Raw genomic sequence first — 12,446 nt, 5'->3', positions numbered from 1 at the left:
AGCAAGCCCGCTCCCACAGGGGGATTGCGTTTTACCGATCGACCTTGTGTCTTGCCGCATACAGGCACAGCATCTCCATCGCCAGCGTTGCCGCCGCCAGTGAGGTGATCTCCGCGCTGTCATAGGCCGGCGCCACTTCCACCACGTCCATGCCCACCAGGTTGATGCCGCGCAGACCGCCGAGAATCTCCAGCGCCTGCACCGTGCTCAAGCCGCCGCATACCGGCGTTCCCGTACCAGGCGCGAATGCCGGATCGAGGCAGTCGATGTCGAAGGTCAGGTACACCGGGTTGTCGCCGACCCGCGCGCGAATCGCCTCGACGATCGCCTCGCAGCCACGGCGATGCACCTGCCGCGCGTCGAGCACTTGAAAGCCCTGATGATCATCGTTGGTGGTGCGCAAGCCGATTTGTACCGAGCGCGACGGGTCAACCAGCCCTTCCCTGGCCGCGTGCCAGAACATGGTGCCGTGGTCGATGCGTTTGCCCTCCTCGTCCGGCCAGGTGTCGCTGTGGGCGTCGAAGTGGATCAGCGACAGCGCCCCGTGCTTGCGCGCATGGGCCTTGAGCAGTGGATAGGTAATGAAATGGTCGCCGCCAAACGTCAGCATCGCCGTGCCGGCATTGAGGATGTGCTCGGCGTGGGCCTCAATCGTTTCGGGCGTCGACTGCGGCGAGCCGTAATCGAAATCGCAATCGCCGTAGTCGATCACCGCCAGGTGGTCGAACGGGTCAAACGTCCATGGCCAGTGCCGCTCCCAGGCGATCCCGGCAGAGGCGGCGCGAATGCCCCGTGGCCCGAAGCGTGCGCCGGGGCGATTGCTGGTGGCGGTGTCGAACGGCACACCGCTGACGGCCACGTCCACTCCACGCAAGTCGCGGCTGTAGCGGCGACGCATGAAACTGGTAATACCGGCGTAGGTACTTTCGGCGGCCGTGCCGTAAAGGCTGTCGCGGGTAAGGGCTTGATCGTTCTGCATCGGGACGTCCATTGAAGGCTCCTTGTGTTTTTCTTATTGGCGGCTACGGAAAGTGGTCCACAGGCGGGTGCGCTGGCGCATGTCCTTGAGGCTCATGCTGCGGTCGGCGTACAGCCGTTCGCGCACGTCGGCCAGCGGGTAGATGTCCGGATCGGTGCGTACCGCTTCATCCACCAGCGGCGTGGCAGCCTGGTTCGCCGTGGCGAAGAACAAGGTGTTGGTCAGTGCCGCAACGGACTCGGGGCGCAACATGAATTCGATAAAAGCACGGGCGGCTTCGGGGTGCGGCGCGTCCTTGGGAATCGCCAGGTTGTCCTGCCACACGAGGGTGCCTTCCCGGGGAATCCGGTAGGCGATTTCATAGGGTTTGCTGGCCTTGCGTGCCTGGTCGGCGGCCATGCTCGCGTCGCCGTTGTAGGTCAGCGCCAGGCACACGCTGCCATTGGCCAGATCGCTGATCTGCCGTCCGGTGGCGACGTACAGCACGTTCGGCTGTAGCTGATGCAGCAACGCCTCGGCGGCTGTCAGATCGTTCTTGTCGGTGCTGTAGGGATCTTTACCCAGGTAATGCAGCGCCAGTCCGATGACCTCCTGGGGCGAGTCGAGAATGGCGATGCCGCAATCCTTCAACTTGCTCGCGTACTCGGGCTTGAACAGCAGGTCCAGGCTGTTGAGCGGCACCTGCGGCAAGCGTTGCTGGACCGCTTCGACGTTCATGCCCAAACCCAGGGTGCCCCAGGTGTAGGGCACGCCGTAGCGATTGCCCGGATCGACAGCGGCGAGCTTTTCCAGCAAATCCGCATCGAGGTTGGCGTAGCCCTTGAGTCCCTCGTGGGGGATCGGTTTCAACGCCCCGGCCGCAAGCCCCCGGGCCAGCACGCTGGAGGATGGCACCACCACGTCATAACCGCTGCCGCCCGTGAGCAGCTTGGTCTCCAGCACCTCCGATGAATCAAAGGTGTCGTAACGGACATGGATGCCGGTTTCCTGCTCGAACCGTTGCAGGGTTTCGGGGGCGACATAATCGGCCCAACTGTACAAATTGACCTCCTTGTCCTCGGCCTGGGCCGACACAGCAACAGCGAGCAACAGCGCGGGTAAACACAGCTTGAACATGGGAGCCATGACGAACACCTGACCAGAGGAAGTGGTTGCAGGATGCGTCGTCGGATACATTGGTAAAATACCAAGTTAATTATCCTGACTTTATAACGGAGTAATGTTTGATGCTCGGCCAACTCCACGATCTGGATCTGCAATTGCTGCGTCTGTTTGTCAGCGTGGTGGAATGCGGCGGCTTCAGCGCAGCCCAGGGCGAGCTGGGGTTGAGCCAGTCGAGCATCAGCCAGCAAATGGCCAAACTGGAAACCCGCCTTGGTTACCGGCTATGCAGTCGCGGCAAGGGCGGGTTCAGGATCACGCCCAAGGGCGAACAGCTCCTCAGCGCCACCCGTGGATTGTTCGAGTCCATCGAAGCCTTCCGTCATCAATCCAACGGCGTGGCCGGCCGCTTGATCGGCGAAGTGCGCCTGGGTCTGTCCGAAGCCCTGGATCAATCGGTGCTGCAACGGGTGGCCGAGGCGATCCGGCGCTTTCGCGAGCGGGACGAGTCCGTGCGCATCGAACTGATCAGCGCCATGCCCGGCGAAATGGAGCGCTTGCTGCTGCAACAGCGGCTGGACCTGGCCATCGGCTATTTCTCGCAAGTGCAAAGCGCGTTCGACTACCGCCAATTGTTCATTGAAACCCAGCACCTGTATTGCGCCCCCGGTCATCCGCTGTTCACTAATGCGTCCCCGGACGATGAGGATCTGCAGGCCTGCGACCGGGTCGATCACCCCTACCGTTTCCTGCGCAGTGACGAGCCCTTCCAGGGCAAGCGCTGTTCGGCACGCTCGGAACAGGTCGAAGGCACCCTCGCCTTCATTCTTTCCGGCAAGCATGTCGGTTACCTGCCCAGCCACTTTGCCCGCAGCTGGGAAGACAAGGGTTTGCTCAGGGCTGTGCGGCGCCACGACCTGAGTTTCGATGTCGCGTTTCATCTGGCCCGGCACCGAGCGCAGGTGGCCGGCGATGCGCAGAAGGCATTCGAAGAGGACCTGCTCGCGGCGTTTGCCTGAATACGCGGTGGTCTACGCTGAAGCAGTGCCGGTCATCACCATGCAAAAATGCACAGATAACCTGCACTTATCCGGGTTGTACAAGGCAAATTTGCACTGCTACGATCCGCCATCGCTCGCGCGCGAGCATCTCGATAAAGAACAATAAAAGCAGGGAGTTAGTGATGACTGCTCAGGTTTCATCGAAGGGGGCGCAGTCCATGGATGCCATGCAGAACGAAGTGCTGGCCGAGGTTCGCAACCACATTGGCCATCTGACCCTCAACCGACCCGCCGGCCTCAATGCCCTGACCCTGGACATGGTGCGCAACCTGCACCGCCAGCTCGACGCCTGGGCCCAGGATTCGCAAGTCCATGCCGTGGTCTTGCGCGGCGCCGGTGAAAAAGCCTTCTGCGCCGGCGGCGACATACGCTCGCTGCACGACAGTTTCAAAAGTGGCGACACCCTGCACGAAGATTTCTTCGTCGAGGAATACGCCCTCGACCTCGCGATCCACCACTACCGCAAACCGGTGCTGGCCCTGATGGACGGCTTTGTCCTCGGCGGCGGCATGGGCCTGGTGCAAGGCGCAGACTTGCGCGTGGTCACCGAAAAAAGCCGCCTGGCGATGCCGGAAGTCGGCATCGGCTATTTCCCCGACGTCGGCGGCAGTTACTTCCTGCCGCGCATTCCCGGTGAACTGGGGATTTACCTCGGCGTCAGTGGCGTACAGATCCGCGCAGCCGATGCGCTGTATTGCGGGTTGGCGGACTGGTACCTCGAAAGCGCCAGGTTGGGCACGCTGGACGAACATCTCGACCAGCTCGAATGGCACGACACGCCGCTCAAGGACCTGCAAGGCCTGCTGGCCGGGCTCGCCGTGCAGCAACTGCCTGATGCGCCACTGGCAACCTTGCGCCCGGCCATCGACCACTTCTTCGCCCAGCCCGACCTGCCGAGTATTGTGGAACAACTGCGTCAGGTCACGGTCGCCGACAGCCATGCGTGGGCCGTCACCACCGCCGACCTGCTGGAAACCCGCTCGCCGCTGGCGATGGCCGTGACCCTGGAAATGCTCCGTCGCGGACGCGAACTGCCGCTTGAGCAATGTTTCGCCCTTGAGCTGCATCTGGACCGCCAGTGGTTCGAGCGCGGCGACCTGATCGAAGGCGTGCGCGCCTTGCTGATCGATAAAGACAAGACACCACGCTGGAACCCGCCCACCCTCCAGGCGCTGGACGCCGAGCACGTGGCGAGCTTCTTCAGCGGGTTTGACCAAAGCGAGAGCTGAGCCATGCACGATATCGAATTGAGCGAAGAGCAAGTCATGATCCGCGACATGGCCCGGGATTTTGCCCGTGGCGAAATCGCGCCCCATGCCCAGGCCTGGGAAAAGGCCGGCTGGATCGATGACGGTCTGGTGGCGAAGATGGGCGAGCTGGGCTTGCTGGGCATGGTGGTCCCCGAGGAGTGGGGCGGCACCTATGTCGACTACGTGGCCTACGCGCTGGCGGTCGAAGAGATTTCCGCCGGCGACGGTGCGACCGGCGCCTTCATGAGCATCCACAACTCCGTGGGCTGCGGGCCGGTACTCAACTACGGCAGCGAAGAACAGAAACAGACCTGGCTGGCGGACCTGGCCAGTGGCAAGGCCATCGGTTGCTTCTGCCTGACCGAACCCCAGGCCGGATCCGAGGCGCACAACCTGCGCACCCGCGCCGAACTGCGTGACGGCCAGTGGGTGATCAACGGCGCCAAGCAATTCGTCAGCAACGGCAAGCGCGCCAAGCTCGCGATTGTATTTGCCGTGACCGATCCAGACCTGGGCAAACGTGGCATCTCGGCATTCCTGGTACCCACCAGCACCCCTGGCTTCAAAGTCGACCGCAGCGAACACAAGATGGGCATTCGCGCCTCCGACACCTGCGCCGTGACCCTCGACAATTGCACCATCCCGGAGGCCAATCTGCTGGGCGAACGCGGCAAGGGCCTGGCCATCGCCCTGTCCAACCTCGAAGGCGGACGCATCGGCATCGCCGCACAAGCGCTGGGCATTGCCCGCGCGGCATTCGAAGCGGCGCTGGCCTACTCTCGCGACCGCGTGCAGTTTGGCAAGACGATCAATGAACACCAGAGCATCGCCAACCTGCTGGCCGACATGCACATGCAACTGAACGCCGCACGACTGATGATCCTGCACGCCGCACGCCTGCGCACGGCCGGCAAACCCTGCCTGTCGGAAGCGTCACAAGCCAAGCTGTTTGCGTCGGAAATGGCGGAAAAGGTCTGCTCGTCGGCCATTCAGATTCATGGCGGCTATGGCTACCTGGAAGACTATCCGGTGGAAAAATACTACCGGGATGCGCGGATCACGCAGATCTACGAAGGGTCGAGCGAGATACAGCGGATGGTGATTGCCCGCGAGCTGAAAAACTATCTGGTGTGAAGCCCTAAATGCATCGCGGGCAAGCCCGCTCCCACAGGTTTCGGAGGTGTACACAACATGTGTGAACGACCGAGAACACTGTGGGAGCGGGCTTGCCCGCGATGACGTCAGTGAAACCGCCGCATCACTTCCCGACGAACTCCGCCTCACGCTTGGCAATGAACGCTGCCATTCCTTCCTTCTGATCCTGCGTCGCAAACGCCGCATGGAACACCCGGCGCTCGAAGCGCACGCCTTCGGCCAGGCTCACTTCAAAGGCGCGGTTGACGCTTTCCTTGACCATCATCGCAATTGGCAGCGACTTCTTGGCGATCAACGCAGCAACTTTCAGCGCTTCATCCAGCAACTCGTCGCTCGGCACGATACGCGCGACGATGCCGCAACGCTCGGCTTCCACGGCATCGATCAAACGCCCGCTCAGGCACATTTCCATGGCCTTGGCCTTGCCCACGGCGCGGGTCAGGCGCTGGGTGCCGCCCATGCCCGGCAACACGCCGAGGTTGATTTCCGGCTGACCGAATCTGGCGTTGTCGCCTGCCAGGATGAAGTCGCACATCAACGCCAGCTCACAGCCGCCGCCCAGGGCGAAACCGTTGACCGCCGCGATGATCGGCTTGCGGCGGTTGGCCACGCGGTCGCTGTCGCTGAACAGGTCGTCGATGTAGATCTGCGGATAGGTCAGCTCAGCCATTTCCTTGATGTCGGCACCAGCGGCAAAAGCTTTTTTCGAACCGGTCAGCACGATGCAGCCGATGTTCGAGTCAGCCTCGAAGCCGTCGAGAGCCTGGTTCAATTCGCTGACGATCTGCGCGTTCAACGCGTTCAGCGCTTGTGGGCGGTTGAGGGTGATCAGGCCAACACGGCCATGGGTTTCCAGCAAAATCGTTTCGTAGCTCACAAATACACTCCTTCTTATAGATTGCGCGAAATGACCATGCGTTGAATATCGCTGGTGCCTTCGTAGATCTGACAGACCCGCACGTCGCGGTAGATCCGCTCCACCGGGAAGTCGTTGAGGTAACCGTAACCGCCCAGGGTTTGCAGCGCCGAGGAGCATACCTTCTCGGCCATTTCCGAAGCGAACAACTTGGCCATCGACGCTTCGACCAGCGCCGGCTTGCCGCTATCACGCAGGGCAGCGGCGTAGTGCACCATTTGCCGCGCCACGGCGATCTGGGTCGCCATGTCCGCCAGGCGGAACGCCACGGCCTGGTGTTCGATGATGGGTTTGCCGAAACTCTCGCGCTCACGGGCGTAGTCGCGAGCCGCTTCGAACGCGGCGCGGGCCATGCCCACCGATTGCGAAGCGATCCCGACGCGGCCGCCTTCAAGGTTGGCCAGGGCAATCCTGTAGCCTTCGCCCTCCTCGCCCAAACGATTGGCCACCGGCACCTTCACGTCTTCGAAGAGGATCTGGCAGGTGTCGGACGCATGCTGGCCGAGTTTGTCTTCGACCCGAGCCACGCTGTAGCCCGGCGAATCGGTCGGCACGATAAACGCGCTGATGCCGCGTTTGCCGGCACTCGGATCGGTCACTGCAAACACGATCACCACCCCGGCATTGCGCCCGGAGGTGATGAACTGCTTGCAGCCATTGAGCACGTAATGATCGCCCTGCAGTTGCGCACGGGTTTTCAGGCCGCTGGCGTCGGAACCGGCCTGGGGTTCAGTCAGGGCGAAAGCGCCGAGCATCGCGCCGCTGGCCAGCGGTTTGAGGAAGCGCTCTTTCTGCTCATCGGTGCCGTAGTTGAGGATCGGCACACAACCCACGGAGTTGTGCACGCTCATGATGGTCGAACAGGCGCCATCGCCGGCGGCAATCTCTTCCAGCGCCATGGCGTAGGCCAGGTAACCGGTGTCGCATCCGCCCCATTGCTCCGGCACCAGCATGCCGAAAAAGCCCAGCCCGGCCATCTCGCCGATGGCTTCCTTGGGAAAGCGGTGCTCACGGTCCCACTCGGCCGCAAACGGCTTCAGCCGTTCCTGGGCAAAGTCCCGGGCCATGTCGCGGATCTGTTGTTGGTCGTCATTGGGGATCATGGTGAATCCTTGAATCCGGTTACGACGCAGAACCCTGTGGGAGCGGGCTTGCTCGCGAAGAGGGTGTGTCAGTCGACATCATCGTCGGATGACACACCGCTTTCGCGAGCAAGCCCGCTCCCACACGGGATAGCGTCAATTTCAGTAGAGGCATTCCACGGCCATTGCCGTCGCTTCACCGCCGCCAATACAAATCGCCGCAACGCCACGCTTCAGGCCTTTCTGGCGCAGGGCCGAAAGCAAGGTCACGAGAATCCGCGCACCGGACGCCCCGATCGGGTGGCCGAGGGCGCAAGCACCGCCGTGCACATTGAGTTTCTCGTGGGGAATTTCCAGATGAGTCATCGCGGCCATGCCGACCACGGCGAAGGCTTCGTTGACTTCAACCAGATCGACGTCGTTGAGCGACCAGCCGGTTTTCTTCATCAACTTCTTGATGGCGCCAATCGGTGCCACCGGGAACAGGCCCGGGGTGTCGGCGAACGCGGCGTGACCATGAATCACCGCCAAGGGTTTCAGGCCTTGTTGCCGTGCCTGCGACTGGCGCATCAGCACCAGCGCGGCGGCACCGTCGGAGATCGAACTGGAGTTGGCCGCCGTCACTGTGCCGCCTTCGCGGAACGCCGGTTTCAACGAGGCGATCTTGTCCAGTTTGGCTTTGGGCGGCTGCTCGTCATTGCTGATCACAACCTGCTCTTTGCCGACCGTCACGGTGAGCGGCACGATTTCGTCCCTGAAGCTGCCGTCCCTGATCGCCTGTTGCGCGCGAGTGGTCGAGGCGATGGCGAACGCGTCCTGGGCTTCACGGCTGAAGCTGTTGGTTTCGGCGCAGTCTTCGGCGAAGGTGCCCATCAGGCGGCCCTTGTCGTAGGCGTCTTCGAGGCCGTCGAGGAACATCGAGTCCTGCACCCGGCCATGGCCCATGCGGTAGCCGGCACGGGCGCGGTCCAGCAGGTAAGGCGCGTTGGACATGCTTTCCATGCCGCCCGCGACCACCACGTCGGCACTGCCGGCCACCAGCATGTCGTGGGCCAGGATCGCCGCTTCCATGCCCGAACCGCACATCTTGTTCAGGGTGGTGCAGCGGGTCGATTTATCCAGCCCGGCGCCTAGCGCCGCCTGGCGCGCCGGGGCCTGGCCGAGGCCTGCCGGCAGTACACAGCCGAACAGCACTTCGTCGACACCTTCACTGGCAACGCCGGCACGTTCAACGGCGGCCTTGATGGCGGCAGCGCCGAGTTGCGGCGCGGTCAGGCTTTTCAGTTCGCCCTGGAAACCGCCCATCGGGGTGCGGACGGCGCTGACGATTACAATCGGATCGTTGGACATTGTCATGACAAATCCTCCTTATTTGGCTGCCATGCGCAGGGCACCGTCGAGACGGATCACCTCGCCATTGAGCATGCTGTTTTCAATGATATGCCTGACCAGCGCCGCGTACTCGCCCGGTTTGCCCAGGCGCGGCGGAAATGGCACGCCTGCCGCCAGGGAGTCGCGGACTTCCTGGGTCATGCCGGCCATCATCGGCGTCTCGAAGATGCCGGGGGCGATCGTCATGACACGAATGCCGAAGCGCGCCAGTTCGCGGGCAGCGGGCAAGGTCAGGCTGACAATCGCACCTTTGGATGCCGAGTAGGCCGCCTGACCGATCTGACCGTCGTAAGCCGCGGCAGACGCGGTATTGATGATCACGCCGCGCTCGCCATCGGCATCCGCTTCGGTTTCCGCGATCGCCGCTGCCGCAAGGCGCAGCATATTGAAGCTGCCGATCAGGTTGACGTTGATCACCTGGCTGAAGCTGGCCAGCGCATGTGGGCCGTTCTTGCCGAGAATCTTCTCGCCACGCACGATGCCGGCGCAATTGACCAGGCCATTGAGGCCGCCAAAGGCCTTGACCGTCGCCTGCACCGCGGCTTGCGCCGCCGCTTCGTCGCTGATGTCCGCCACCACGCTGTGCGCGCCAAGACGCTGGGCCTGGGCTGCTACGGCGTCGGCGTTCATGTCCACCAGCATCACTTTCGCGCCGGCGGCAACCAGCACCTCGGCAGTGGCTGCACCAAGGCCGGAAGCGCCACCGGTGACGATAAATATCTTGTTCTCGATCTGCATCATTGTTTCCCTGGATTCAAGCTGGAACGTTCTTCGCCGCGGCCTCTTGAGCCTTGGCGATTTCCTGGTTGCGCAAGATAAAGCGCTGCAATTTGCCGCTTGGGGTTTTCGGCAATTCGCTGACAAATTCGATTTCGCGGGGGTAGGAATGCGCCGCCAGACGCTTGCGCACGTGCTGGCGCAACGCTTCGGCCAACGCAGGTTCCGCGCGGTATTGCGGGCTGAGCACGACGAAGGCCTTGACCAGCTCGGTGCGCTCCGGATCGGGTTTGCCGACCACGGCGGCCTCGACCACGGCCGGGTGTTCGATCAGCGCGCTTTCCACGTCGAACGGACCGACCCGGTAACCGGAGGTGGTGATCACGTCATCGCTGCGACCGACAAAGCTGATGCTGCCGTCCGGGTTCCACTCGACGGTGTCGCCGCTCAGGTAATAGTTGCCGACAAAGGCCTTGGTCGGCCCGCCTTCGTAGCCGGCGAACCAGCACATCGGCGATTGGCTGCGGTCGATCGCCAGGATGCCCGGCTGGCCAACGCCCAGTTCCTTGTATTGGTCATCGAGGACCACGATGCGGTGGCCCGGCGAGGCAAAACCGGCGGCGCCCATGTGAATCGGATGCTCAAGGCCATGGTGGTTGCACAACACCATGCCCAGTTCGGTCTGGCCGTAATGGTCGTGGATCACCACGTCAAGGTTGTCGGCGAACCAGCGGATCACTTCCGGGTTCAGCGGCTCGCCGGCACTGCTGACGATACGTAGCTTGCCCTTGATCGACCTGGCGAATTCTTCGCCGCCGGCAATCAGCAAACGGTAGGCCGTCGGCGAACCGGTGAGGTTGGTAATCCCGTACTTGTTGATCACCCGGCAGGTGCTTTCGAGGGTGAACGGGCCATCGTAAAAGGTGATCGGATGCCCCATGGCCATCGGCCCGGTGACACCGAAATAGATGCCGTAGGCCCAACCCGGGTCAGCGAGGTTCCAGAAGGCATCTTCCGGGCGCAGATCCACTGCATCGCGGGTGTAGCCCTGAAACGCAACGATGGCCTTGAGCGGTACCGACAGCGCTTTCGACGGGCCGGTGGTGCCCGAGGTGAACATCAGCAGGAAGGGATCTTCCCCGGTCAGCAGCACCGGTTCACAGTCGGCGGAATAGTTGGCCAGTTCGGCCCAGAAACTGCAATCGCCACGCACCAGGCCCTGCCCTTTGGGACCGGTGACGGTCACCGTGGTCGGGCAATCGGCGACTTCGGCCAGTTTCGGCCGGTTCACCGCATCGGTCACCACCACTTTGGCGCCCGAGCAACTCAAGCGGTGCTCGATGGCTTTGGGCCCGAATGCGGTAAACAGCGGTTGATACACCGCGCCGATGCGCCAGGTGGCGAACACGGTGATCAACAGTTCGATATTGCGTGGCAACAGGCCGGCCACCTTGTCGCCTTTCTGCACGCCCTGGGCCTGCAGGTAATTGGCGAAACGCGCGGCCTTGTCCTGCAATTCGGTGAAGGTATAGGTAGCACCGGTGCCGTCGCGGCCTTCCCAGAACAGCGCGATGCGGCCCGGCAAGGCATGCCGGTCACAACATTCGATACAGGCGTTGAGGGCGGTCAGATTGCCTGCGAGTGCAGCGTCGACGGTGTGCTGATAATTGAACTGAGAAGTAGCAGACAGGTAATCGCGCATTGCCAGAGTCCCGTTGTGTTTTTATTAGGTTGGGGGGAACCGTAATCAACAGGGAAATACTCGCTCTGCGCGGGGTGTCGGGCAATGGTCAAAGTTATCAAGTTGCCTGACTGCTTTGGCCAAAGCCCGCAGGGTTTCAGTCGATGAAGCGCACCCCGGGCCTGGCGCGCTCGTCCACCGTCAGCTCGAACACATCCGGGCGCGCATAGTGGCCGACCACGTCGTAGTCATAGCGGGCGCGTACCAGGTCGTCAGTGTCGATTGGCGCGGTGAGCAGACCGGCGCTGTCACGCAACGGTCCGGCGAGGATGTCGCCCATGGGACCGACGATCACGCTGCCACCGGCGATCAATGGCCGATCCGCCGGCCAGTTGGCGATGTCCAGGCCCAGGGCGCTGGGCGAAGCCTGGACCTGGCAGGCACTGACCACGAAACAACGCCCTTCATGGGCAATGTGGCGCATGCTGACCTGCCACATCTCCCGTTCGTCCACGGTCGGCGCGCACCACACCTGCACGCCCTTGGCGTACATCGCCGTGCGCAGCAGCGGCATCATGTTTTCCCAGCACACTGCCGCACCGATGCGCCCGACCTGGCTGTCGATCACCGGCAGCGTCGAACCATCGCCCTTGCCCCAGATCAGCCGTTCGGTGCCGGTGGGCATCAGCTTGCGGTGTTTGGCCAGCAGCCCGGCCTGCGGATCGAAGTACAGCGCAGTGCAGTACAACGTGCTGCCCGCGCGCTCGATCACGCCGATCACCAGATTGGCCCCGGTGCGTGCGGACAGGGCCGCCAGCGCCTCGGTTTCCGCGCCGGGCACGTCGATGGCATTGGCAAAATAGCGGGCAAAGGCTTCGCGACCTTCCGCCAGCCGAAAACCAAGCTGCGTACCAAAGCCCTCGCCTTTGGGATAGCCGCCCAACAGCGCTTCCGGCATCACCACCAATGCGGCACCGGATTCGATGATCGCGTTTTCATAGGACAGGATCTGTTCCAGGGTTTCAGCCTTGCCACCGGGCAAGGCGCCGATCTGCAGGGCAGCAACAATTGATTTGGGCATCGCACACACTCCATTCGCATCAGGTGTTGCT

General features: G+C 62.6%; 11 protein-coding genes. 3 read left to right on the top strand and 8 right to left on the bottom strand.

Annotated elements, in window-relative coordinates:
• Positions 1-31: 31 nt before the first annotated feature.
• Together speB and ACLD1X_RS18870 are read right to left on the bottom strand one after the other, a co-directional pair.
• A complete protein-coding gene (speB, locus tag ACLD1X_RS18875; RefSeq protein ID WP_429370201.1) occupies positions 32-991 on the bottom strand; it encodes an agmatinase in 960 nt (319 codons plus the stop codon).
• A 21-nt stretch (positions 992-1,012) separates the two neighbouring features.
• Positions 1,013-2,104 (bottom strand): polyamine ABC transporter substrate-binding protein, encoded by a 1,092-nt coding sequence (locus ACLD1X_RS18870; RefSeq protein ID WP_429370199.1) that lies wholly within the window; start codon positions 2,102-2,104, stop codon positions 1,013-1,015.
• Between the two features lie 101 nt (positions 2,105-2,205).
• Between ACLD1X_RS18870 and ACLD1X_RS18865 the strand changes: the two genes are divergently transcribed.
• The 3 genes from ACLD1X_RS18865 (at position 2,206) to ACLD1X_RS18855 (ending at position 5,525) form a co-directional block, all read left to right on the top strand.
• Positions 2,206-3,099 carry a LysR family transcriptional regulator gene (locus ACLD1X_RS18865; RefSeq protein WP_429370198.1) on the top strand — a complete coding sequence of 298 codons (894 nt, stop codon included), beginning with the start codon at positions 2,206-2,208 and terminating at the stop codon, positions 3,097-3,099.
• Between the two features lie 164 nt (positions 3,100-3,263).
• A complete protein-coding gene (locus ACLD1X_RS18860; protein ID WP_429370196.1) occupies positions 3,264-4,370 on the top strand; it encodes an enoyl-CoA hydratase/isomerase family protein in 1,107 nt (368 codons plus the stop codon).
• A 3-nt stretch (positions 4,371-4,373) separates the two neighbouring features.
• Positions 4,374-5,525 carry an acyl-CoA dehydrogenase family protein gene (locus tag ACLD1X_RS18855; protein ID WP_429370194.1) on the top strand — a complete coding sequence of 384 codons (1,152 nt, stop codon included), beginning with the start codon at positions 4,374-4,376 and terminating at the stop codon, positions 5,523-5,525.
• Positions 5,526-5,649: 124 nt separating this feature from the next.
• Here ACLD1X_RS18855 and ACLD1X_RS18850 read toward each other — a convergent pair whose 3' ends face one another.
• The 6 genes from ACLD1X_RS18850 to ACLD1X_RS18825 all read right to left on the bottom strand — a co-directional run bounded on the left by ACLD1X_RS18850 (position 5,650) and on the right by ACLD1X_RS18825 (position 12,415).
• A complete protein-coding gene (locus ACLD1X_RS18850) occupies positions 5,650-6,423 on the bottom strand; it encodes an enoyl-CoA hydratase (protein ID WP_033051912.1) in 774 nt (257 codons plus the stop codon).
• Positions 6,424-6,437: 14 nt separating this feature from the next.
• On the bottom strand, positions 6,438-7,565 hold the full coding sequence (locus ACLD1X_RS18845) for an acyl-CoA dehydrogenase (protein WP_429370192.1): 1,128 nt from the start codon (positions 7,563-7,565) through the stop codon (positions 6,438-6,440).
• A 141-nt stretch (positions 7,566-7,706) separates the two neighbouring features.
• Entirely contained in the window at positions 7,707-8,900 is a 1,194-nt protein-coding gene (locus ACLD1X_RS18840) for an acetyl-CoA C-acyltransferase (protein ID WP_429370190.1), read from the bottom strand.
• Between the two features lie 12 nt (positions 8,901-8,912).
• A complete protein-coding gene (locus ACLD1X_RS18835; protein ID WP_429370188.1) occupies positions 8,913-9,674 on the bottom strand; it encodes an SDR family NAD(P)-dependent oxidoreductase in 762 nt (253 codons plus the stop codon).
• A gap of 16 nt (positions 9,675-9,690) precedes the next feature.
• Entirely contained in the window at positions 9,691-11,355 is a 1,665-nt protein-coding gene (locus ACLD1X_RS18830; protein WP_429370186.1) for an AMP-binding protein, read from the bottom strand.
• 136 nt (positions 11,356-11,491) lie between these two features.
• On the bottom strand, positions 11,492-12,415 hold the full coding sequence (locus ACLD1X_RS18825; protein ID WP_429370184.1) for a carbon-nitrogen hydrolase family protein: 924 nt from the start codon (positions 12,413-12,415) through the stop codon (positions 11,492-11,494).
• Between the last annotated feature and the right edge of the window lie 31 nt (positions 12,416-12,446).

The organism is Pseudomonas sp. 18173 (genome assembly GCF_050432945.1).
Classification (GTDB): domain Bacteria; phylum Pseudomonadota; class Gammaproteobacteria; order Pseudomonadales; family Pseudomonadaceae; genus Aquipseudomonas.
This window is presented reverse-complemented; position numbering and strand designations above follow the sequence as displayed.